This is a genomic window from Acinetobacter johnsonii ANC 3681, from assembly GCF_000368805.1.
Lineage (GTDB): Bacteria > Pseudomonadota > Gammaproteobacteria > Pseudomonadales > Moraxellaceae > Acinetobacter > Acinetobacter johnsonii.
Genome location: NZ_KB849705.1, coordinates 443,007 through 466,185, shown reverse-complemented (window position 1 = coordinate 466,185; position 23,179 = coordinate 443,007). Strand labels below are relative to the sequence as shown.

The following is a 23,179-nucleotide window of genomic DNA, read 5'->3' as shown; positions in this document are numbered from 1 at the left end:
CGGTAGGCAAGTCCTACCTTTGACGTTTTTTACTAGGATTAAGTTTTTTCAAATAATGAAAATTGAAAGAACCGTGGAGAATACATGAATCTGCTACTTATAGGTGTGTTATTGGCACTGATTGCCATAGCCTATCAAATGGGCTTAAGTCAGAGCCGTAACTTAGCAGGTAAGGGAAATAATTCTGCAAAATTACACTCACGTCCGGGGTATTACGGTGCGTTAGTGGCTTTGTGGTGTGGTATCCCTGCTTTTTTAATTTTGATTGTTTGGAATATTGTTGAACCAAATGTTTTGAATCATGTGGTGTTAAATCACGTGCCAGCACAAGTCGCTGCAACCTTAGATGCTGCTAGTACAGATGTGTTGATCAACCGTGTGGAAGCGATTGCCTCAGGTTTTGGTGTAACAGATACACCAGCCGCGTATGAGCTTGCTGCTGCGGAGCAACTGGCGAAGTTTCAAAGCATTGGTACATTTGCAAAAATTGCAGTGGTGATTTGTGCAGCACTGGCAGGTTTAGTCGCTGCGAAAAAGCGCATTGCAACTCAGTTCCGCGCTCGTAACCAAGTTGAGAAAACCATTAATGTTGCACTTGCGCTCTGTTCTGGTGTCGCGATTCTAACCACGATTGGTATCGTGATGTCGATGTTCAGCGAAGCGATGCGATTCTTCCACTTCGTGAGTCCGCTCGACTTTTTCTTCGGCACAGAATGGAACCCAGGCTTCAGTACTTCAGGTAGTGCAGATGGCAGTTATGGTTTGCTTCCGCTACTTTGGGGCACCTTAATGGTCAGTGGTATTGCACTCTTGGTTGCAGTCCCTGTGGGTTTAATGATCGCGATCTATCTTGCTGAATATGCATCTTCTGGTTTCCGCTCATGGGCAAAACCAACCATTGAAGTGCTCGCAGGGATTCCAACCATTGTTTACGGTGTATTTGCACTGATGATCATTGGCCCATTCTTTAAAATGCTTGGTGAATCCGTTGGTTTACACATCAACGCAACCAGCGCACTCACTGCTGGTTTCGTCATGGGTATCATGATTATTCCTTTCGTTTCATCGCTGTCTGACGACATTATCACGCAGGTACCACGTTCATTACGTGATGGTTCATTAGGTTTAGGCGCGACAAAGTCTGAAACCATTCGTCAGGTAGTGATACCAGCAGCACTTCCGGGCATTATCGGCGCGTTCTTGCTTGCAGCATCACGTGCCATCGGTGAGACCATGATTGTGGTACTTGCAGCAGGGAACAGTCCTTTATTGCATGCCAATCCACTTGAAGCCATTTCAACTGTGACCATTACCATCGTAAACCAATTGACCGGTGATACTGACTTTGCAAGCCCGCAAGCTTTGGTGGCATTTGCACTGGGTCTGACACTCTTTGTGATTACGCTTGGTTTGAACATTGTTGCACTGTACATCGTGCGTAAATATCGTGAGCAATACGACTAATGACGACTTCTAATAGCACAGCAGATCAAGTATTTGATCCACAACTTGCGGCAGAATTACGAGAAAAGCGTAAGCAAACGATCAGTAATTCATTGGCAAAACGTCACCGTAAAGAAAAAACCTTTCGTTTCTTTGGTTTCTCGGCAGTGATTGCAGGTTTATTCTTCGTCGCGCTACTTTTTGGCAGTATTTTATCGAAAGGCTTACCTGCTTTTTGGCAAAGTAGCATGAGTTTACCCGTGTACTTTGACCCTGCCATTATTACGACAGGTGCAAAACCTGTACAGCGTGCAGGCGAATCTCCAGCACAGTTTGAAGAGCGTTTTATTGCTTGGCAAACTGAAATGGGCATGATGGATTGGGATGCTTTAATCGTGAATGCCATGATTGCAAAAGACCCAGCGCTTGCTTCTAAACGCGATGATTTGGCTTCTTTGTACACCAGTTCTGAAGCGTATCGCTTACGTGATATGGTGATGAAAGATCCATCATTAGTCGGTAAAAAAGAAGACATTAAAGTACTTGCCGATGCAAACGTTGATGTGTGGCTCGCAGGAAATATTGACCGTAGTTTGCCTGATGAACAGCAACAGTTGAGCCCAGAAGTTCGTCAACTTGCCGATGAAATGAAAGCTTCAGGGGTCATGGAAAATACTTTCAATACCAACATCTTCGTCAGTCCAGACTCGCGTAGTTCTCCTGCAACTTCAGGTTTAGCAGGGGCATTCATGGGGTCGCTGTTCATGATGCTGATCGTGATCATTATTTCGATTCCAATTGGTGTGGCATCTGCAATTTATCTTGAAGAATTTGCACCTAAGAACTGGATCACTGATGTCATTGAAGTCAACATTAACAACCTTGCGGCTGTACCATCAATTGTTTTTGGTTTGCTCGGTGCTGCGATTTTTATTGGCTGGATGCATTTACCGCTTTCTGCGCCATTGGTCGGTGGTTTGGTACTGAGCTTAATGACTTTACCAACGGTGATTATTACGACACGTGCATCGTTGAAAGCTGTACCTCCTTCAATTCGTCAGGCTGCTTTAGGGTTAGGTGCTTCACGTGTACAAACTGTATTTCATCACGTTTTACCACTTGCACTACCGGGGATTCTAACGGGTGCAATTATTGGTGTAGCACAAGCATTAGGTGAGACTGCACCACTGTTATTAATTGGTATGAGTGCATTTGTTGCAAGTGTACCTACAACTCCATTTGATCAATCGAGTGCTTTACCTGTACAGATTTTCTTGTGGCAAGGTAATGAGCTGCGTAACTTCTTCGAAGGACGTACAGCGGCTGCGATTATTGTTCTGCTTGCAATGATGATTGGACTCAACAGTATTGCAATTTGGTTACGTAAGAAATTTGAAGTCCGTTGGTAAGTGAGGGCAAAATATGAATACCGTTGTTAAAAATTCCTTAGATCAGGATCAAACAGTGAATCAAGAACACACTCAATTTACAAACCCGAATACGACCTCAGGTCAGCAGGGTACTTCTTTTGTGTCGCAGTTTGATACACAGACTTCTGCTAAGAAAGATCAGGCACAAGGACAAGTCAAACTCAGCACTTCAGATGTACATGTTTACTATGGCGAAGCTGAAGCGATTAAAGGGATTGATCTGAATATCTACGAAAATGAAGTGATTGCATTTATTGGGCCATCGGGCTGCGGTAAATCGACCTTCTTACGTACTTTGAACCGTATGAACGACACCATTGATAGCTGTCGTGTGACGGGTAAAGTGATGTTGGATAATCAAGATATTTATGACCCAAACCTAGATGTGGTACTGCTTCGCGCTCAAGTAGGTATGGTATTTCAGAAACCAAACCCATTCCCAAAGTCAATTTTTGATAACGTGGCTTATGGCCCTAAACTGCATGGTTTGGCGCGTGATAAGTATGACTTAGAAGAAATTGTAGAAAACAGCTTACGTAAAGCGGGCCTTTGGGACGAAGTCAAAGACCGTTTAAACCAACCGGGCACGGGCTTGTCGGGTGGTCAGCAGCAGCGTTTATGTATTGCACGTACCATTGCGGTAAGTCCAGAAGTGATTCTGATGGATGAGCCATGTTCAGCGCTTGACCCGATTGCAACAGCGAAAGTGGAAGAGCTTATTTCTGAGCTTTCAACGCAGTATACGATTGCAATTGTGACGCACTCGATGCAGCAGGCTGCACGTGTATCAGACCGTACCGCTTACTTCCATTTAGGTGACTTGATTGAAGTGAACTCAACCGAGAAAGTCTTCACTCAGCCAGATCATCAGTTAACTGAAGCCTATATTACAGGTCGTTTCGGTTAATACGCACAACTTGAAATATTTGAAAAAACAGAGCCTAAGTGCTCTGTTTTTTATACGCGAGCATTTGGTTTGGTGATGAAATAGCCACGATAATGGGCATTGTGTATTGCGGTTATATTGGACAATAAATGCGAAGATGTGCTGTCTGTGGGATTGACTCAGCTTATAAATGATTAAATGTGAAAGATAACGCATTACAGAATAAAACAAAAAATGGCTATTGAAAAAAAATGCCATTGACCTAATCTAGGTCATATACCGACGTATTATTTTAGAGAATATAATTTCTATGTTATTTCATTTACCGAAACTTCCCGCTGAAATTCGAATTACACATTTAAATGCGCGTATTAATGAACAACGTAAAAAAATTGCGCAAACTACAGCCTCTAAATTGGAGTTATTGCAACTGACTCAGCAGTTAGCGAAAGAGTCTCGTCACCGTAAAAAGGCTAATCAAAAAGTTTATATTCTAGATTTTAAAGGTGATACTGCGGCAACAGCGGTAGAAAGCTTACGTGAAGAAATCACCTTGATTTTAGCGACAGCCAAAGCAGGGCGTGATCGCGTTGTGGTGCGTTTAGAAAGCCCAGGCGGTATGGTACATGGATATGGTTTGGCTGCTGCCCAATTGGTGCGTTTACGTGATGCAGGTTTCAATCTCACTATTTGTGTCGATAAAGTTGCAGCGAGTGGCGGTTATATGATGGCATGTATCGCCAATCAGATTATTGCTGCACCTTTTGCGGTTGTCGGTTCAATTGGTGTGGTCGCGCAAGTTCCTAACTTTAATCGCCTGCTAAAAGAACACAATATCGATTTTGAACTGTACACAGCAGGTCAATATAAACGTACAGTGACGATGTTTGGTGAAAATACAGCAGAAGGTAAGGCGAAGTTTGAAGAAGAGTTACAACAGACGCATGTGCTGTTTAAACACTTTGTTGAAAAATACCGTCCACAACTCAATGTTGAGAAAGTGGCGACGGGTGAGCATTGGTATGGGCAAGATGCTTTAGATTTGAATTTGGTCGATCAGTTACAAACTTCAGATGCTTATTTGCTTAATTTGCTGACCGATCATGATGTTTATGTCATCTCAACGCGTAAGAAACCGACTTTAGGTGAGAAGTTAGGCTTACAAGCTGCGCAAATGGCAGATGCCTTGGTACCAGCAGTCATGAATAAAGTGATGGAAACCTTAACTAAAACCAACGCAAATTTGGTGCAAATGCGTGATCCAAAACTTTAATATTTAGTTGGCCGATTCATTTCAAAAAGTCTGGTTCCGAAATATGCAAAAAGCAATTTTAGAACCAGACTTTTTTGGCTTAAGCCAAGTACGCTTTAATCATTTTCACTAGACGTTCAATCAGTTGATCCGCCTGATCTTTGGTAATATTCAAGGTCGGCAGTAAACGTACTACAGAACCCGCAGTAACGTTAATAATGGTGTGGTATTCATCACGAGCGATGTTGACCAAGTCACCACATGCTTTTGGTAGCTCCACACCAATCATCAAACCAAAGCCACGTACAACCACATTTTGATCGGCAAGTTGGTTACGCAGTTGTTCTACGATGTAAGCGCCTTGTTCAGCTGCATTTTGTACAATGTTTTCTTTTTGCATAATGTCGATGATGGTATATACCACACGCGAACCCAATGCTGAACCACTGTACGTAGAACCGTGGTTACCCGCGGTCAGCACACCTACACCACGGCCTTGAGTCATCACCGCACCAATGGGGAAGCCATTGCCTAAACCTTTGGCAGTGGTAAGTACATCAGGAATGATGTTGGTGTGTTGGTAGGCAAAGTATTCGCCCGTACGACCATTACCTGTTTGAACTTCGTCCAACATCATCAGCCAGTTGTGTTGATTGCAGATTTGACGAATCTCTTCCAAATAGCTAAAGCCTTGCGGAGCAGTGTTGACACCACCTTCGCCCTGAATTGGCTCGACAAAGATTGCGACAATGTCTGGATGGTGAATTGCAGCTTCTTCAATGGCTTCAATGTCGCCGAATGGGACACGAATAAAACCTTCAACCAATGGGCCAAAGCCTTCTTGGACTTTTTTGTTGCCTGTTGCCGATAAAGTTGCCATGGTACGACCATGGAAAGAGTGTTCTGCAACAATGATTTTTGGATTGGCAATGCCTTGCATGTAGCCAAATTTACGAGCAATTTTGATTGCACCTTCATTGGATTCTGCACCACTGTTTGAAAAGAATACTTCTTCCATGCCAGCAACTTCAGCAAGTTTTTGTGCTGCAGCCGTTTGCCAAGGCACTTCAAACAAGTTACTGGTATGAATGAGCGTTGAAGCTTGTTCTGCAATCGCTTCTGCAATGACAGGATGTGCATGGCCTAAACCACAGACTGCAATGCCCGTTAACGCATCAAAGTATTCAGTGCCATCTTCAGTGTACAGATAAGAGCCTCGACCTCGGACAAAGCTGATCGGCTGACGGCCAAATACTGGCATCAAATGAGAGGGTTGATCAGTTTGTACAGGAGCAAGGGTAATGTTATTCATGACTAACTCTTATCTGTTAGAGGGTAAGTGAAATCCAATATTAAGCAATTATGCTTGTAGTTTTAAAGCCTAAATCTAAATAAAAGTCGAAATATTGCTTTAGGCATACTGTTTTTCTACGTTTTGGGTATAATGCGGGTTAGATTAGTTGAGGATTGATCAATGACTGAACAAGCACGCGATACCGAAGCGTTAATTCGTGACCAAATTGCAAAACACGCTGTACTTCTTTATATGAAAGGCACCCCACAGTTTCCACAATGTGGTTTTTCTGCACGTGCTGTAGAAGCGCTTAGTCAAATTGGTCGTCCGTTTGCTTATGTGAATATTCTTGAAAATCCAGATATTCGTGCTTTGTTACCACAAATTGCAAACTGGCCTACATTCCCACAGTTATGGATCAACGGTGAGTTGATTGGTGGTAGTGACATTATTCTAGACATGTTCCAAAAAGGTGAATTACAACCTTTAGTTGAACAGCATAGTCCAGCACCTGAAGCTTAATCTTCAGTTGAAAAAAAGCGCCATTGAGGCGCTTTTTTTGTTTGAGGGGAAGGGTTAATCCGCTGTAGTTACTGTGCTTATGGCTTCAGAAGTGTGTTCCGATGCATTTTCAGTTGCAACGGTCTTTTTTTCAGCTTTTGCCTTTTTTTTGTCCTTCTTCTTTTTTTTCTTTTTCTTCGGCTCTTCTTCAAACTCAGCACCATCTTCAATGGCTTGCCAATAATCTAGCTGATCCATCACTGCCGCATAAATGGACTTCTTGGTATAGCGTCCTTTTTTGTCTAAAGTGCCGACTGGTCGAGCCATAAGTAGTTCAAGCGCTTGATCAATCGTATCTATAGCATGAATGTGGAACTGGCCATTTGAAACCGCTTCAATCACGTCTTTACGTAACATTAAATGTTGCATGTTTTGACGTGGAATAATCACACCTTGCTTACCAGTTAAACCTTGAAGTTTACATGCATCAAAGAAACCTTCAATTTTCGCATTGACACCACCAATCGGTTGAACTTGACCCAATTGGTTCATTGAGCCAGTAATCGCCCAAGACTGATCAATCGGTAGCTGACTAATTGCAGAGATTAAAGCGGAGAGTTCAGCAACTGTGGCGCTATCACCATCGACTTGACCATAGCTTTGTTCAAAGGCAAGCGCAGCAGAGAAGTGTAGGGTTTGCTCACGACCGAAATGTGCTTTTAAGAACGATGACATCAGAAGCACACCTTTCGCATGCAGAGAGCCACCGAGCTCGACACTACGCTCAATATCTAGAATATCGCCGCCGCCTTGATACACAGAGGCTGTTAAACGTGACGGCAAACCAAATTCAACATCTGCATAGTGAATGACCGAAAGCGCATTAATTTGACCGAGGCGGTGTCCACGCGTTTCGATGAGCTGCGTACCACGTGACAAATCCTGCCAATAGAGCTCACGTAAATAGCCTAAGCGATATTTACGATGATCTAATGCCATATTAATGTGTTGATCCGAGACCATCTTATCGCCTGATTGGAAGGCATGATGATGCGCCTCACGAATCAAATCACCCAAAGTGAGGGCATGTAGAGATAAGGAGCTTTGGTCTTCGGCTTGACGGCTAGAGTCGGTCAAAAGTGCAGAAAGTGCAGATCGATCGAAAGGAAGCAGTTTGTCGGCCTGTACATAGTCTGCAATCAGTTGCATATAGGCTTGTTCATTTACTTCATTACGCTGCAACGTATCAGTAAAGTCGGCACGGATTTTAAAGACACTGCCAAGCTCAGGTTCTACTTCGAGTATTTCATAGTAAATTTCAGGCTCAGCCAATAAAACCACTTTCAAATTCAGTGGGATTGCCTCAGGTTCAATTGAAATACTTCCCGTCAGTGTCAACATATGCTCAAGTGAAGAAAGTTTCAGCTGGCCTGATTTTAAAGCGCGTTTTAGGCCTTGCCATGCATAAGGCTGTTCAAGCAGTTGTTCTGCTTCTAACATTAAAAAACCACCATTGGCTTTATGCAATGTCCCTGGGCGGATTAAAGTAAAATCTGTAGTAATGGTGCCATGTTGAGTCAGTTGCTCTACGTGGCCAAGTAAGTTGTAATGTGTGGGGAAATCTTCAAAAATAACCGGTGCGCCAGCATTGGGTTTATGCGACACAATCACATTGGCTTGGTAGCGCGAAGGGATACGACTAAACAGGCCTGGGGTAAAGTCATCTTCTTCTTGTTCGAGTACCACCTCGACATTGTTAATAATGTCTTCAGCATAGTATTTTAAGTAGTCTTTTAAGCCTTCAACCTCAGCAAACTTAGTCAGTAACTGTTCAACTTTAGGCAATAAAACTTGCTTGGCAATATCTCGGTTCAACACTTGAACTTTATCGCGGGCGTCTTCCTCCAAGTCGCCTAAATGCATGCCTAAACGCTCAAGTTTTTTGTCCATGTGGCGTATATTGGCATTAATTTCAGAACGTTCTTTAGAGCTTAAAGCATTGATGTCGGCCTGCGTCATTTCCAATACTTTATCGTCTACATACTGGACGGGGATAAAGCAGTGTTCATCATTCCGAGAGACCAGTTTGAGGTCGAGCTCTTCGCCTTCTTGAGTCAATTCAATCAAGGCTTGTTGCTGAACATCACCCGTTTGTTGGCGAATGGCTTCTATACGGTTGTGGTAGGTTTCAGCAGTAAAGCGGCGCTCGAGCTGCTTTAAAGTGGTTTGCCATGTTTGATGTAACATGGTTTGAAATTTTATTGCCTGACCCGCAGGTAATTCTAAAGCAATCGGTTGACGTGGGCTTTTAAAATTATAAACGTAAACCCAATCGTTTGGTGTCGGCATATTTTTGGCGTGTTGCTGTAGTAAACGCTTGACCATGGTGCGCTTGCCCAAGCCAGCTGTCCCTACGGCAAAAATGTTATAGCCAGAATAAGGTAAGGAAATGCCTGCTTCAACTGAAGCACGTGCACGATCTTGCCCTAAAAAATTATTGAGCGGTTTAATACGACGCGTTGAGGCTGGAATCTTATCCAGAGCAGGGGTATGCGTCAGTTGCTCTGCTTGAAGTTGTGTCTTTGCTAAGGTCGTTTGAATTTCGGGTTGGTCAAATGCTGAACTAAGGTTGTTTTCTGGATTTTCTTGACTCTTTAATGCGGGCGGTACAGATAAAGAAGAGCTCATTTGATCGTGTTTTTGGGTCACTTTGAAATCCGAAACTAAAGATTGCGTTAGAAACTTAAAGGTATACAGGTTTAATGCAAAAGATCAAGCAAAGTCGCAGTGTTTGTCGACAAAAATAGAACATTGATTTTATAAATCAGGTTGAAACAAATTGTATTAAGGGTTTGAATAGCAGCATTGGTTTTAAGACAACAAAAACGTAATGACAACACAATCTTCAGGATGGAAATCCGCCTTTACTGCATTTTTAGATCGCCGTGCGTTGATCATGCTGTTTTTGGGTTTCTCAGCAGGTATCCCAATCCTGTTAATTTTCTCGAGCTTATCTTTATGGCTAGGGGAAGCAGGTATCGATAAGAGCGCGGTGACTTTTTTTAGTTGGGCTGCTCTGGGTTATTCATTCAAATTTGTTTGGGCCCCTTTGGTAGATGAATTACCTGTACCAGTGTTGACCAAATTATTGGGTCGTCGCCGTGCATGGTTATTGATCGCACAACTCTTAATTATCTGTGCCATTTCTATCATGGCTTTTTCAGACCCGTCTCTTGGTCAGAGCTATCTTTACCAAATGGCTGCGGGTGCTGTGCTTTTAGGTTTTTCTGCCGCGACACAAGATATTGTGATTGATGCCTATCGTATTGAGCTTGCAGAAACGCAAATGCAAACGGTTTTGGCTTCAACCTATAACGCAGGCTACCGCATCGGCATGATCGTTGCGGGTGCGGGTGCGTTATTTTTAGCAGCTTATTTGGGCACTGCCAAAGGCAACTATATTTATGAGGCATGGAAGTGGACGTATTTGGCAATGGCGGCAGTCATGTCGGTTGGGATCGTAACCACTTTATGTATACGTGAGCCACAAGTTGATCGGGTACGTAAAGAATATAAACGAGTAGATTATTATCGTTTAGTGGCAGTTTTCTTTGTGTCTGTGGTGAGTTTTGTACTGAGTTATATTTACTCAGGCAAGCTCACAGAAATGCTGATTCAGCTCTGGTCCATCAAAGATAGTTTTGCACTGTTTTGTTTTGAGGCTTTACGTTTTATTGGCTCTGGTGCGGTTGCATTTGTGGTGGGTTCAAGCCTTGTCAAAATGGGCGCTGTGAACAAGCAAATGGCCTATGAAACATGGGTGAATCCTGTTGCTGACTTTTTTAAGCGTTATGGCGTGAAATTGGCGCTGGTCTTGCTATTGTTGATTGGTTTTTATCGTATTTCCGACATCATTGCAGGTGTGATTTCCAATGTGTTTTATCAAGACTTAAACTTTACCAAAGAGCAGATTGCTGAAGCGGTGAAAGTTTATGGGGTGATTTTTAGTTTAGTAGGTGGTTTTTTAGGAGGACTACTGGCGCAGCGTATGAACATCATGAAATTGATGTTTGTCGGAGCAATCTTGGCCAGCTCAACCAATCTCATCTTTATTGGCTTGGTCAAATCAGGACAACCTTTAAATGATGTTGTGATCAATGTCGGTGAGCAAAGTTTCAAAACTCAAGCGGATGAGACAGGTGCATGGACAATTAAGGTTCCTGTTAAGCAGCTTCAGGCAAATGAAAGTTTAACTGCAACGGCCAGTTTTCAAAATGATACTTCACAGCCTGTCTCGGTCACATTGCCTTATATCGGCCAAACGGGTGCATCTACGGCATTGCTGTTGCTTCCGATCACGGCTGATAATGTGATTAATCAACGAGAGTCTGAAGGAAGCATCGTGGTAAGAGGTCAATACCTTGCTACACTGGATGAAAACCAAAGTATTCAATTGAGCTTAGATGGTCAAAGTTTTGATGCAAAGTTAGACAAAGAAGGTGTATTTAGTGCGGCAATCCCTGTGAAACAGCTCCTTGATTCAAACTCTAAAAAGCTGAATGCTGTATTGATGCAAAATGAGCGTGCGCAACAACACACTGCACTGAATTATCAGGTGGATCCTGCAGCTGAAAAATCTGCAACTCTAGATGTTGATCTTCAGCCAATCAACTTGAATAAAGCAGTTGATGGACAGTTAGAAGTTAAAGGGAAGGTGATTAAAGAATATAGTTCAAACTGGCTGTATTTTGCTATTATTGTCGATAACTTGGCATCAGGTTTAGCTGGTGCTGCATTTATTGCATTTCTATCAAGTTTGACCAGCGTATCTTTTACTGCGGTTCAGTATGCGATTTTTAGTTCATTGATGACGTTAACACCTAAAATTTTAGGTGGATATTCAGGGACAATTGTGTCCAATATTGGCTATCCAAATTTCTTCTTGCTGACCACACTCATTGGGATCCCGATTTTAATTTTAGTGGTCTGGGTGGCGAAACTTCTACGTGAGCATGCCGCTGAGCAAAGTTAAAGCATCGATTTATTTCGAATGAAAAAAGTAGCCCTTGTGGCTGCTTTTTTTATGGTTGAGGTTTGAAATATAGAGCGGCATTGCCTATATTGGGTGGCTGAGAATAAATCATGAGGAAATTCCAATGCGCATGCTACATACCATGCTACGTGTAGGCAATTTAGAACAATCTTTGGCATTCTATACTGAAGTGCTTGGTATGACTTTACTTCGTAAGCGTGATTATGAAGAAGGTCGTTTTACTTTGGCATTTGTGGGTTATGGTGATGAAGAAAATCATACGGTTTTAGAGCTGACACATAACTGGGATACGGACAGTTATGAACTGGGCAATGCTTATGGTCATATAGCGATTGCAGTAGACGATGCATATAAAGCTTGTGAGGAAATCAAAGCGCGCGGTGGTAATGTCGTGCGTGAAGCCGGACCAATGAAGGGTGGCGTAACGGTTATTGCCTTTGTAGAAGATCCAGATGGCTATAAAATTGAACTGATTCAACAAGATAATAATGCACGTAATAACTAAACCGTTATTAGGTCATATGCAGCGTGTATGCACAGTATTAATTAAAAAAATATTGAACATATCCTGTAAAAGCTAGCTTTATTTATATAGCTCAGTAAGATGAATTTACCCAAAGGTAAATTAGTCACTGGGCTTTTTCATTTTTAGAGGAATGACAGGATGTTGGTATGTTGAAATTATTGGCACTCGATCGGTTTACGTTATTGCTATTTGTTATGGTGCTCTTAGCCAGCTTTGTCCCTGTTTCAGGTCAAGCTGCCAGTGTATTTGGTGTACTGACGACGGTCGCGATTGCAATATTATTCTTTTTGCATGGGGCTAAACTATCCCGTGAAGCCGTGATTCAGGGCATGATGCATTGGAAACTCCACGCGTTGGTTTTTGCATTTACCTTCATCCTTTTTCCCGTTTTAGGTTTGCTTGCAAAACCTGTATTGGTACCACTACTTGGGCAGGAGTTGTATTGGGGCTTTTTGTTTATGTGCTTTTTGCCATCGACAGTACAGTCTTCAATTGCGTTTACTTCGGTCGCGCAAGGCAATGTGGCTGGGGCGGTATGTAGTGCGTCATTCTCGAATTTGATCGGGATGTTTATTACCCCTGTGATGGTGGCCTTTTTCATTTTGGGGCAATCAGAGCATGGTTTTGATCCAACCTCGTCTATACTTCAAATTACCTTATTGCTGCTGGTTCCGTTTGTCCTTGGGCAGTTACTTCGACCATATGTATTTCCGTATATGCAGAAAATGCCAAGCATCGTCAAAGCATTCGATCAGGGATCGATACTAATGGTGGTGTACGGTGCTTTCAGCGGTGCTGTGGTGGCCGGTCTATGGCAAGAGGTGAGTGTCGGTACTTTAATCCTATTGATCATTGTGTGTTCGGTCTTATTGACGATTATTATGTTACTTGGGTTGTTTTTACCACGTTGGTTGGGCTTTAATCGTGCCGATCAGAAAACCATTTTTTTCTGTGGTTCAAAAAAGACTTTGGCTAGTGGTGTTCCAATGGCACAGATTCTCTTTATTGGGCAGCCTTTGGGGATGATTGTTTTACCGATTATGATTTTCCATCAAATCCAGTTAATGGTGTGTGGGATTATTGCTAATTATTGGGCGAAACAAAGTACGGATGAGTAATAAAATTTACAAAAGCTAAGTTCTGAACTTAGCTTTTGTAAATGTCTAAACACAATTGATTAATTTCCTTATACTAAACTTTTTAAATTATAAACTTATGAAAATAATAAAATTTTTAATCTTTTGTTTACTTGGTTATAGCAATATCAGCCTTGCAAATGAAGATCTAAACATGAGAACAAATCGAGATGTTTTTGAGAAAATGCCATTAATATCCCTACAACCCATGTTAAATTTTTGTAGAGAAAAACAACCACAGCTAAATGTTGAACTGGAGCAAGCTTATTTAGCTGTGAAGCAGAAACTGCTGAATACTGCAAAAGTGGGAAAGGATATCAAATATAATGGCGTGAGTATTTTTCAAGAGACTGAAATGGATCAACCGATTGATCCTACGTTCAAACAAGAAATACAAAACATGTTGGAAGTGATGTCTTCATCCATGCGAACAGTGAATGCTGAAAAATATTGTCCTTTCTTGATTAAACGACTCAATCATTTTGATGAGGCTGAATTTCAACGCATGGTAGAAATGCAATACTTCGATTATATGAATAGAGCAGCTCAGAAGAAAGCTCGAAGCCAAGAATGATGTATTTATTAATGCATCTATTTCAGTTATAATCATGCTCACTTGTTGTGCTTAGCTCTGACGGTATCCGTCTCGGTGGGCCAAAAGAATGGTCTGTTATGGTGTTGATCTGCAACTTAATTTAATTAAGTGGCCCTTTCCTCAATTTTGAGAGTGATCAATTGCGATGACAGCAAAACCTTCTTTAATTTTTATGGAGTAATCGACGATGCGCGCCGATATTCACCCAAAATACCAAACTTTAGTTGCTACATGTTCTTGCGGTAACGTAATCGAAACTCGTTCAGCACTTGGTAAAGAAACTGTTTACCTAGACGTATGTTCAGCTTGCCACCCATTCTACACTGGTAAGCAAAAGAACGTTGATACTGGCGGTCGTATCGACAAGTTCAAACAACGTTTTGCTGGCATGTCACGTTCTATCAAACGCGACTAATAGCAAAAGAAAAAAACGGGCATTTGCCCGTTTTTTTATGCCTATGATTTTGATACAGAGTCATAGGGCTGCTAGTTAGACCATATAGTAAAAAGACCCCATATAGAGGCCTTAAAATTTAGAGGCTAGTTTCCAAAAATTTAACTTTTACTGATCCTGCACATCAATTAGATGATCGAGTTTCTTCTGGAAATAATCGCCTTGAATAAAGCGGGCATCGACATTCCACGCATTGGCAAACGACGTCATATCATTCAGATCACGCAGCATAATTTGAATGTTTTTCAATTGATGATATACAGCAACTTTTTCTTGCAACTCTTCCGTGTTGGCGTCGCTACTGAGCATGCGAGTTAAGTTTTCATGTAAGGTGAGATTGTTGATATCGAGCTGACGTAGGATAGATTCACTATAAATGCTATTACCAAAGTCACGAATCGAAACTTCAGCACCATATTGGCGAAGCTGGGCAATGTATTTTTGCGCTTCAGCAATGTTTTGGCTGATATCATCCTCAGAGAACTGAAGGATAATTGGGTGACTTAACTTACTGCGTACAATGGTAATCAGTTTGGCGATAAATTCAGGGAAAGAGCGGTCATTTAACAGTACGGCTTTGTTTAAGTTTACAATCAACTTTGCTTCAGGATACTGAGTGATAAAATTGTGTAGCTGTTTACACGACTCAACTAAAATCCAGCGGTCAAGTTTAATAGACAGTTCGTGGTCTTCACTTAACTCTTTGAGGCTCGATATATCTTTCCATTTATTACCATAAATAAAGCCACTAGTGACCTCATAGGTATATAAATTGGTGTCTTCTTTGTCGTAAAGCTGTTGATATTTAAGATGAATCTCACCACGCTCCAAAGCTAGATGTAAAGCTTTAAGTACCGTAGGCTCATTTGCTGTTTTTTGAGTGTCTAAAGTATCGCTGACAGTAGGGTTGATCAACTCAATCACAGGCATGTCAATACTGGCTTTTTGCTCAATTTCGCAATCGTCTTGATTAGTCGGTAAAGCGGTTTTAAACGCTGAGCATAACAAGTGTTCAAACTGATCTTGATTTGAAATTTCACCTTTCAATAAAGTATAGCCAATGCGCAAATTTACGGGATAGCTATTGTTTTCTACCGTAATGAGCTGTGGTTTGGTGAGCGCATTTAACGCAATCAGCTTAGATTCAAGTTTGACCTGTGATTCCGCTTGGAATAAACCAACGATGGTTTGCCCACCCGCCTTAAACAGAGGAATATGAGTCTGTTCATTTAAAAAGCTGTAAATATTGTTAAAATAATCACGCGTAGTTGCCCAGTTGGCTTTAAAAATTCCATCTGGACAAGAGCTGAGTGCAAAGCTAACCAAAGCATTCTGATCAGAGGGTTGCTTGGTCATGGCACGGTTAATCTGTTGATACGTATTAGGTTTTATTACGTATTTTTCAGTGTTGACCGATGGAGCAGCGGTGCGTTCAGATTCGACTTCAATTGTCAGTTGGAGCGCATCATCTTCAGGTGCAGCTAAAAACTCAACTTTTAAAGGATTTTTAGTTTGGGCATTATTATTGAGAGTAGCAACTTCAAAAGCACCTAAATCAAACTGACCTTGTGAAATTTTCTTAAAACGGATTTTGAAATCGTTTACATCTTTCGGCTGGATAATATCAAGCAGCGGTTGACCAATAATATCATCTTCAGAGCTTAAGCCGAACAGTTGTAAGTATTCAGCATTGGCTGAAACATGAATCCCTTCTTGAATTAAAGCGATGGCTTTATTGCTTTCTTCAACTAAAGCCTGTGCTTGGCTTTGAGCCGTTTCAAGCTCATTCATGAGTTGTTGTTGGCTTTGCAATAAACGACTTAATGACAGCGCACGTAGTAGACCTAAGTAAAAGTTATCCGCTTCTTCTAAGTCCAAAATATCATAGACCCCTTTACGAATAAAACTTGCGTATTGGGTTGATTGATATTCATCGGGCTTTAATAAAATCAGCGGTAAATTGACTTGGTTAGAGTTGCGAATCAAAGTTAGTGCTTGTTCATACTTTAAGTCATAAGCGCGACCAAAAATCACGACATCCCAAGGCAGATGAAGCTGTTTTTCAAAGTTTTGTAAGTCATCCAGTAAAGTGGCATGAACTTGATGATCGCTAGAAGTTAAAAGGTCACGAATTTGGTTATAACGGATCTGATTATCATCAATAATGAGTAAACGTGTTTCCGTACGTTTTAACTTTTTAGATAATAATGGATTTCTCACTTCAATGCTTCCCATAAATCGTGATTCTTAATAGCATTCATTTGCTTTTGAATAAAACTTTGAACCAATGGTTCTTGTTGGTCATTCAACAATTCATAATCAAAACGAATAAAACTTTGCGTAATTAAATGTGCTTTTACTAAATAAATTTTAAGATCTTCATCACCTAGGCGTAAGTGAATGGTTTGTTTTTCTCGGTACATATTCGAACCCGGCACAATGAGGCTGGTTTGTACTTCATCTAGCTGGGACGTTTGTACCAATAATGCAGGTTGATAGTTCTGAGTGGTTCGGTCTGTTTTTACCATAACAGCACATGGGAAAAGATCTTGCGCTAAGATTTCTAACCCTAGTTCCAAGCTTTTTTCACTTGATTGTTTAATCCAGCGAATCACACCACCGCGCCATTGGCTATGCGCATTTTCTTGGACCAAAATAAACTCACCTGTTTTTAAATGTGCAGGTGTTGGTCCAGTCCAACGAATACGGTAACCATTCACACTAATATCTAAAACTTCGGCAGGGTAGATTTGTTTCGATTCACGATCAATCATACGAGCAGAACTCGTCTCCACAGGAATATTACTGTTCATGGAGTTGATTACGTGACTTTCATTCTGAAAGTTGTAGTTGCCTTCTAGTTCTAAAGTTTCATTAAAGTTCTTGCCTTTAGACAAATAGAAATGTGCGACTGACAGGCCAAAACAAATTTGTAATTGAGCAGAGTATTCATAACGCTCATGCTTACGTTCAATATTATTAGTCAATAAGTTATGAATGTGAAAATGCAGAGCAGGGGTAAGGAAAATCTTCTCATCGCGAGACAGTGGCTCAGCACGTTTGGTTTGCATCTCTGAGAGATGATCAAGCAGGGCTTGCGTCGAGATAAAAATATTCGGCTGAATGTGACTGTTTTTTTGAGAATTATAAGTTGGTGGATAATCTTTTGATGCATCGACAATATAGCGAGATAAGGTTGTTTCTTTAGGTAAAATTTGAATCAGTTTAGCCCAATCAAAACTACACAAAAACAGCCCTTGAATTTCACCCGGACGGATTTGATGGGTATTAAAAATATCCAATAGAATGAGCTGCGCATAGGCTTGGCTAATATTGTTCAGTTGATGCTGCGTACCTTGTATTTGATTAATGTTGGTCAAATAGAAGTTATTTTGAATAGCAGAATCCAAGAGTTGATGAGCTGCTAGCCACTGACCCGGAATCGGGGAGCTATAGAGCAAGTGCTGTTGGTACAACAACAGGGACAGTTGTTGTAAAGCATAATAACTTGATACGGTTCGAGCCGTTTGTAGGTTCTTTTTTTGGTTAAAAGCAAATAGAGAAAACTTATTTTGAGTGATTTGCTGAGAAACACGTTTTGCAATGTCGATATAGACTTTAGCAAAATGACTACGCATTAATAAGGCAAGCTCAATAATATGGTCATTTCGATCAGTGGTGATGAGGCCCTGATTAAAAAAATGTTTCTCTAAGCTGGTAAGCACATTTTCCAAATTCGGATGCAGCACTTGAACCAAATCAAAACGAAGTGTTTCACTGACTTGAAGCTCGGAGACTTCAAGTAATGCTTGAAATAAGGAACGAGAAGAGTCACCCAATTGTAAAATGGATAAGTTTGCTAACCATTCTTGTAAGCCTTTGACTGTGCTTGGGCAAAAACTAAGCTTCTCCAACTTTAATTCGGTTGGTTTTTGGAAGATATCTGAAGTACTCGTCGTCATCATCGTTATTATTTAACTCAAAAAGTTGAAACCCCGAAAAGTGGTGTCTTATTCTTTTCTCCCGCAATTTCCCTGACCAGCTTGGGAACCAGATAGCCGGGTAGATTCGCCAATAATCCTTGATATAAGAAATCAATATCTTGCGGGTTTAAATCAAAATGGTGAGCCCCTTTTACTTTATCTAAAACATGTAAATAGTATGGCAATACACCTGCATCGAATAAACGGTAGCTCAAATCTGTCAAAATTTGAACGTGATCATTGACCCCTTTCAATAAAACCGCCTGATTGAAAACGGTGATTTTTTCTGCGACTAATTGCTGTAATTGACGGCAGGTAAAATCATCCAATTCCGATGCATGATTTGAGTGTACCACTAGAATAATGCGCAGCCTACTGTTTTTTAAGATGGAAATTAGCTCATCATCGACACGGTTAGGCATTACAATAGGAACTCGTGAGTGAATTCTCAAAAATTTAAGTTGATGAATACTTTCTAAGCGTTCAATCCATAATTTTATTTTACGATTGGACAGCGTTAAGGGGTCTCCGCCACTCAAAATGACTTCATTAATGTCAGGTTGGGACTGAATATAGTGTTGAATATTGATCCAATCTTCTGACTTTGGCAGGTTCTCTTGATAGGGGAAATGTCGGCGAAAACAGTAACGACAATGAACGGCACATGCCCCAGTCAGCGTAAGTAAGAAACGAGTTTTATATTTGTGCAAAACACCGGGTTGTTGGTTGGCTTGTTCCTCACCCAATGGGTCGGTCACAAAGTCAGGATGTTCTTCAAGCTCAAGATGATGGGGCAGGACTTGAAGGAGTAAAGGATCAAGCGGATTGCCTTTTTGCATTCTTGTCACAAAAGCACGGGGAACACGGAGTTTAAATTGGGTCGATGCAAGCAGTGCGCCTGACAGCAGTTGCTCAGGAGAAATCTCTAGAATGTTAAGTAATTCTAAAGGATCGGTAATTAAATCACTGAGTTGAGCTTGCCAATTTTGCTCTTGGTACAAATAATGAGTCATGCAATAAGGGGTCAAATACTAGGTCAAAAGAAAGTTAGGTCATCAAATCGGGTGATGTCGAAACGAGTTGCTCGGATGTGTGCGGTCTAAAAAGGCTTTTTCAATACACAAAAACACGCGGAACGAGGCTATTTTATCAAGATCTTCGACTTATAGGCAGTGGATTTTCATTGCTTCATAACACCTTGCTCATTTACAATACGAGGCATCAAAAAAGATGCCCTATCTTTATGGCCCTGCTTTTCAAAGCTTTGGTGTCTAAGATAAAGACATAAATATTTAAGTTAGTTAGTTTGGAGTGCGCCAGTCATGGCCTATTATTCTACGAATGATTTCAAGTCAGGCCTTAAGGTTATGCTTGATGGTAACCCATGTTCAATCATGGAAAATGAATATGTAAAGCCAGGTAAAGGTCAAGCATTTAACCGCGTAAAACTACGTAATTTACGTTCTGGTAAAGTTTTAGAAAAAACATTTAAGTCTGGTGATTCTTTAGAAGCGGCTGACATTGTAGAAGTAGAAATGGAATACTTGTACAACGACGGCGAAATGTGGAACTTCATGGATCCTGTATCATTTGAACAGATCGCTGCTGACAAAACAGCAATGGGCGATGCTGCAAAATGGTTAAAAGACGATTCAAATGAAAAATGTACCATTATGTTGTTCAATGGCGTGCCATTAACAGTAAACCCACCAAACTTCGTAGTTTTGAAAATTGTTGAAACTGATCCGGGTGTACGTGGTGATACTTCTGGCGGTGGTGGTAAACCTGCAAAATTGGAAACAGGTGCTGTAGTACGTGTTCCATTATTTGTACAGCAAGAAGAAAGCGTTCGTGTAGATACTCGTACTGGCGATTATTTAGAACGTGCATAATGGTTTAAAAATAGACTATTATCGGAAGGGATGATGAAAATCATCCCTTTTTTTATGCCAAAGTATTAGATCAAAGCAAGGAGATGCAGAGTAAAGTCGCAAAGGAAAACAGCAGTACCTCGAATAATTAAAGACGCTGATTGAATGCAACAAATATGAGGGATTGAAATGGAATCTGTTCAGCCGAAGTCAACCCTGACTTCAAAAATCATCTGGCTACTGGTAGCCATCGTTGGTGCAGTCTCTTTTGGGATATTGGCACTGAGTCGTGGTGAGCATGTCAATGCCATCTGGCTCGTACTTGCTGCGGGCTGTATTTATAGTATTGCTTATCGCTTCTATAGTTTATTTATTGCAAATAAAGTTTTTGAGCTTGATGAACGTCGCTTAACTCCCGCGCATCGTTTGAATGATGGTCTGGACTATGTTCCAACCAACAAAAGTGTTCTATTTGGACATCACTTTGCAGCGATTGCAGGTGCAGGTCCATTAGTAGGGCCTATTTTAGCAGCGCAAATGGGCTATTTACCTGGCACGATTTGGTTGCTTGTCGGTGTCGTGCTTGCAGGTGCAGTACAAGACTTTTTGGTGTTGTTTATTTCTACCCGTCGTGATGGACGTTCACTCGGTGAAATGGCAAAGCAAGAGCTTGGAACTTTTGCAGGTATTGTGGTCATGCTTGGTGCATTGGGGGTAATGATTATTATCCTTGCTGTTTTGGCACTGGTTGTGGTCAAAGCACTTGCACACAGCCCGTGGGGCGTATTTAGTATTGCTGCAACGATTCCAATTGCACTCTTTATGGGAATTTACATGCGTTTTATCCGCCCGGGTAAAATTGCAGAAGTATCTATTATTGGTTTCGTTTTGATGATGCTCGGCATTGTCTACGGTGAAAATATTGCACAGCATCCATATTGGGGTGCGCTGTTTACACTGTCTGGCACTCAGTTGACATGGGCGCTGATTATTTATGGTTTCGTGGCTTCAGCACTACCTGTGTGGTTATTGCTTGCACCACGCGATTACTTATCAACCTTCTTAAAGATTGGTGTTATTGCCGGTTTGGCAGTTGGTATTATTTTCGCAATGCCAGAAATGAAGCTACCAGCATTCACGCAATTTATTGATGGTACTGGCCCTGTGTTTGCAGGTTCAATGTTCCCATTCTTATTTATTACCATTGCCTGTGGCGCAATTTCCGGTTTCCACGCTTTAGTGTCGTCAGGCACCACGCCGAAACTTGTGAACAATGAACGTGATATTCGAATGATTGGATATGGCGGTATGCTCATGGAGTCATTTGTTGCAATCATGGCTCTGATCTGTGCCGCAGTGCTTGATCCGGGTGTATATTTTGCGATTAACTCACCAGCCGCTTTACTGGGTACAAGTGTAGACACTGCAGCTGAAGCTGTTCGTAACTTAGGTTTTGTTGTTACTCCAGAAACATTAACTTTACTGGCTCAAGAAGTGGGTGAAAGTACCATTCTTTCACGTACTGGCGGTGCGCCAACTTTTGCTATTGGTATGGCTCACATCATTACGGAAATTTTCAATAGCCGTGAAATGATGGCGTTTTGGTATCACTTTGCCATTTTATTCGAAGCACTATTTATTTTAACAGCAGTTGATGCGGGTACGCGTGCATGTCGTTTCATGGTGCAAGATACAGTTGGGATTGTGATTCCTGCGGTGAAAAACTCACATAACTTCTTCGGAAATTTGTTGGGTACAGCGGTTGCGGTTTCGGGTTGGGGCTTCTTTGTTTACCAAGGTGTCGTCGATCCACTCGGGGGGATCAATAGCTTATGGCCACTGTTTGGTGTGGGTAACCAGATGCTTGCGGCTATGGCATTGATCTTAGGTACGGTTATCCTCTTCAAAATGAAGAAAGAGAAATATGTATGGGTCACGATTATCCCGACAGTATTCTTGTTGGTAACCTGTATGACTGCGGGCTGGCAGAAAATTTTTCACGAAAACCCAAAAATTGGTTTCTTGGCACAAGCTGAACGCTTTAACAATGCAATTGCAAACAATGAAATTTTAGCACCAGCAAAAACGGTTGCTGAAATGCAGACCGTTGCGATGTCGAATCAGATCAATGCTGCACTCTGTGGATTCTTTATGATTGTAGCGATTGTGATGCTGTTTGCTGCGATTAGAGTGATTCGTCGTGCATTGGCAAGCCCAGTTCCGACTGTGCATGAAGCAGAAGCCATTTATCGTGATCCTGAAGACATTCTCCCATCAAAAGCTGGACATTAAGGAGAGTCAGATGAATCTAAAATTTGCTAAAAGTGGTAAAACGATGATTTATAAAATCATTAAAATGACCGTGATGTCGCAGAAAGATTTGATTCTGAACCCTAAAAATTGGTCTCGAATTGCAACGCTGTGGCAACGTTTGCAGCAAAGTTTCCGCTTGATGGTAGGGGTGCCTGACTATCCAAACTATTTGGAGCATATGAAAAAGCACCATCCTGATTTAGAAGCGATGGATGCTAAAACTTTTTATCGTCACTGTGTGGATGCGCGTTATCCATCTGCAACGAATGGCATGAAAAAGTGCCCTTGTTAATGTAATTAATCAATTGAAAGACGGCACTTCGGTGCCGTTTTTTTTGTGAAAAATTGAGTGAAAATACTCAATTAGATGTGGTTACTCGTGTTAGATTCGACAGTGTACTTTTTGCATGAAGCAAGTTGTTGCATCGTAGATTAAATCATA

At 41.4% G+C, this 23,179-nt stretch carries 18 protein-coding genes; 13 read left to right on the top strand and 5 right to left on the bottom strand.

The features are described from left to right. Positions 1 to 84 precede the first annotated feature (84 nt). The 4 genes from pstC to sohB all read left to right on the top strand — a co-directional run bounded on the left by pstC (position 85) and on the right by sohB (position 5,032). Positions 85 to 1,464 carry a phosphate ABC transporter permease subunit PstC gene (gene pstC / locus F946_RS06390; protein ID WP_004980352.1) on the top strand — a complete coding sequence of 460 codons (1,380 nt, stop codon included), beginning with the start codon at positions 85 to 87 and terminating at the stop codon, positions 1,462 to 1,464. After that, positions 1,464 to 2,852, top strand: coding sequence for a phosphate ABC transporter permease PstA (gene pstA, locus F946_RS06385; RefSeq protein WP_004980350.1), 1,389 nt, complete (start codon positions 1,464 to 1,466; stop codon positions 2,850 to 2,852). The genes pstC and pstA overlap by 1 nt, the downstream gene beginning before the upstream one ends. A 13-nt stretch (positions 2,853 to 2,865) precedes the next feature. After that, on the top strand, positions 2,866 to 3,780 hold the full coding sequence (pstB, locus tag F946_RS06380; RefSeq protein WP_004693593.1) for a phosphate ABC transporter ATP-binding protein PstB: 915 nt from the start codon (positions 2,866 to 2,868) through the stop codon (positions 3,778 to 3,780). A gap of 280 nt (positions 3,781 to 4,060) precedes the next feature. Then, the gene (gene sohB / locus F946_RS06375; protein WP_286407986.1) at positions 4,061 to 5,032 is read left to right on the top strand and encodes a protease SohB; all 972 of its coding nucleotides are present in this window, start codon (positions 4,061 to 4,063) and stop codon (positions 5,030 to 5,032) included. Positions 5,033 to 5,111: 79 nt separating this feature from the next. Here sohB and F946_RS06370 read toward each other — a convergent pair whose 3' ends face one another. After that, the gene (locus tag F946_RS06370) at positions 5,112 to 6,323 is read right to left on the bottom strand and encodes an aspartate aminotransferase family protein (protein ID WP_004980347.1); all 1,212 of its coding nucleotides are present in this window, start codon (positions 6,321 to 6,323) and stop codon (positions 5,112 to 5,114) included. 162 nt (positions 6,324 to 6,485) lie between these two features. Between F946_RS06370 and grxD the strand changes: the two genes are divergently transcribed. Beyond that, a complete protein-coding gene (grxD, locus tag F946_RS06365) occupies positions 6,486 to 6,827 on the top strand; it encodes a Grx4 family monothiol glutaredoxin (RefSeq protein WP_004693588.1) in 342 nt (113 codons plus the stop codon). Positions 6,828 to 6,881: 54 nt separating this feature from the next. Here grxD and F946_RS06360 read toward each other — a convergent pair whose 3' ends face one another. Continuing rightward, positions 6,882 to 9,515 (bottom strand): Lon protease family protein, encoded by a 2,634-nt coding sequence (locus F946_RS06360; protein WP_004980345.1) that lies wholly within the window; start codon positions 9,513 to 9,515, stop codon positions 6,882 to 6,884. Positions 9,516 to 9,696: 181 nt separating this feature from the next. Here F946_RS06360 and F946_RS06355 point away from each other — a divergent pair, with 181 nt between their 5' ends. The 5 genes from F946_RS06355 to rpmE all read left to right on the top strand — a co-directional run bounded on the left by F946_RS06355 (position 9,697) and on the right by rpmE (position 14,531). Further along, positions 9,697 to 11,838: an AmpG family muropeptide MFS transporter gene (locus F946_RS06355; RefSeq protein WP_004980342.1), complete on the top strand. Its 2,142-nt coding sequence runs from the start codon at positions 9,697 to 9,699 to the stop codon at positions 11,836 to 11,838. A 124-nt stretch (positions 11,839 to 11,962) separates the two neighbouring features. Next, a complete protein-coding gene (gene gloA, locus F946_RS06350) occupies positions 11,963 to 12,364 on the top strand; it encodes a lactoylglutathione lyase (protein ID WP_004693583.1) in 402 nt (133 codons plus the stop codon). A 167-nt stretch (positions 12,365 to 12,531) separates the two neighbouring features. Beyond that, positions 12,532 to 13,503: a bile acid:sodium symporter family protein gene (locus tag F946_RS06345; protein WP_004980341.1), complete on the top strand. Its 972-nt coding sequence runs from the start codon at positions 12,532 to 12,534 to the stop codon at positions 13,501 to 13,503. Positions 13,504 to 13,600: 97 nt separating this feature from the next. Beyond that, the gene (locus F946_RS06340) at positions 13,601 to 14,095 is read left to right on the top strand and encodes a hypothetical protein (RefSeq protein WP_004980339.1); all 495 of its coding nucleotides are present in this window, start codon (positions 13,601 to 13,603) and stop codon (positions 14,093 to 14,095) included. Positions 14,096 to 14,303: 208 nt separating this feature from the next. Next, complete coding sequence (gene rpmE / locus F946_RS06335) at positions 14,304 to 14,531, top strand: 50S ribosomal protein L31 (protein ID WP_004693579.1); 228 nt, start codon at positions 14,304 to 14,306, stop codon at positions 14,529 to 14,531. Positions 14,532 to 14,678: 147 nt separating this feature from the next. On the opposite strand, the gene F946_RS06330 is transcribed toward rpmE, so the two are convergent. Genes F946_RS06330 through epmB form a run of 3 tightly spaced genes read right to left on the bottom strand, consistent with a single transcriptional unit; the run spans position 14,679 to position 19,566 of the window. Beyond that, a complete protein-coding gene (locus F946_RS06330; protein WP_004980336.1) occupies positions 14,679 to 16,805 on the bottom strand; it encodes a sensor domain-containing phosphodiesterase in 2,127 nt (708 codons plus the stop codon). Beyond that, on the bottom strand, positions 16,787 to 18,532 hold the full coding sequence (locus F946_RS06325; protein ID WP_035326861.1) for a hypothetical protein: 1,746 nt from the start codon (positions 18,530 to 18,532) through the stop codon (positions 16,787 to 16,789). Before F946_RS06325 ends, F946_RS06330 begins: the two co-directional genes overlap by 19 nt. A 17-nt stretch (positions 18,533 to 18,549) precedes the next feature. Beyond that, complete coding sequence (epmB, locus tag F946_RS06320) at positions 18,550 to 19,566, bottom strand: EF-P beta-lysylation protein EpmB (RefSeq protein ID WP_004980333.1); 1,017 nt, start codon at positions 19,564 to 19,566, stop codon at positions 18,550 to 18,552. Positions 19,567 to 19,875: 309 nt separating this feature from the next. Between epmB and efp the strand changes: the two genes are divergently transcribed. The 3 genes from efp (at position 19,876) to F946_RS06305 (ending at position 23,029) form a co-directional block, all read left to right on the top strand. Beyond that, a complete protein-coding gene (gene efp, locus F946_RS06315; protein WP_004693574.1) occupies positions 19,876 to 20,445 on the top strand; it encodes an elongation factor P in 570 nt (189 codons plus the stop codon). Positions 20,446 to 20,613: 168 nt separating this feature from the next. Then, positions 20,614 to 22,716 (top strand): carbon starvation CstA family protein, encoded by a 2,103-nt coding sequence (locus F946_RS06310; RefSeq protein ID WP_004980329.1) that lies wholly within the window; start codon positions 20,614 to 20,616, stop codon positions 22,714 to 22,716. Positions 22,717 to 22,726: 10 nt separating this feature from the next. Continuing rightward, entirely contained in the window at positions 22,727 to 23,029 is a 303-nt protein-coding gene (locus F946_RS06305; RefSeq protein ID WP_004693572.1) for a YbdD/YjiX family protein, read from the top strand. Positions 23,030 to 23,179: the final 150 nt, after the last annotated feature.

What these genes read in the sequence shown, in the direction of transcription:
- pstC (WP_004980352.1), top strand. Translation starts at nt 85, where the DNA reads ATGAATCTGCTACTTATAGGTGTGTTATTGGCACTGATTGCCATAGCC.
- pstA (WP_004980350.1), top strand. Translation starts at nt 1,464, where the DNA reads ATGACGACTTCTAATAGCACAGCAGATCAAGTATTTGATCCACAACTT.
- pstB (WP_004693593.1), top strand. Translation starts at nt 2,866, where the DNA reads ATGAATACCGTTGTTAAAAATTCCTTAGATCAGGATCAAACAGTGAAT.
- F946_RS06370 (WP_004980347.1), bottom strand. Translation starts at nt 6,323, where the DNA reads ATGAATAACATTACCCTTGCTCCTGTACAAACTGATCAACCCTCTCAT.
- grxD (WP_004693588.1), top strand. Translation starts at nt 6,486, where the DNA reads ATGACTGAACAAGCACGCGATACCGAAGCGTTAATTCGTGACCAAATT.
- F946_RS06355 (WP_004980342.1), top strand. Translation starts at nt 9,697, where the DNA reads ATGACAACACAATCTTCAGGATGGAAATCCGCCTTTACTGCATTTTTA.
- gloA (WP_004693583.1), top strand. Translation starts at nt 11,963, where the DNA reads ATGCGCATGCTACATACCATGCTACGTGTAGGCAATTTAGAACAATCT.
- F946_RS06345 (WP_004980341.1), top strand. Translation starts at nt 12,532, where the DNA reads ATGTTGAAATTATTGGCACTCGATCGGTTTACGTTATTGCTATTTGTT.
- F946_RS06340 (WP_004980339.1), top strand. Translation starts at nt 13,601, where the DNA reads ATGAAAATAATAAAATTTTTAATCTTTTGTTTACTTGGTTATAGCAAT.
- rpmE (WP_004693579.1), top strand. Translation starts at nt 14,304, where the DNA reads ATGCGCGCCGATATTCACCCAAAATACCAAACTTTAGTTGCTACATGT.
- F946_RS06330 (WP_004980336.1), bottom strand. Translation starts at nt 16,805, where the DNA reads ATGGGAAGCATTGAAGTGAGAAATCCATTATTATCTAAAAAGTTAAAA.
- F946_RS06325 (WP_035326861.1), bottom strand. Translation starts at nt 18,532, where the DNA reads ATGACGACGAGTACTTCAGATATCTTCCAAAAACCAACCGAATTAAAG.
- epmB (WP_004980333.1), bottom strand. Translation starts at nt 19,566, where the DNA reads ATGACTCATTATTTGTACCAAGAGCAAAATTGGCAAGCTCAACTCAGT.
- efp (WP_004693574.1), top strand. Translation starts at nt 19,876, where the DNA reads ATGGCCTATTATTCTACGAATGATTTCAAGTCAGGCCTTAAGGTTATG.
- F946_RS06310 (WP_004980329.1), top strand. Translation starts at nt 20,614, where the DNA reads ATGGAATCTGTTCAGCCGAAGTCAACCCTGACTTCAAAAATCATCTGG.
- F946_RS06305 (WP_004693572.1), top strand. Translation starts at nt 22,727, where the DNA reads ATGAATCTAAAATTTGCTAAAAGTGGTAAAACGATGATTTATAAAATC.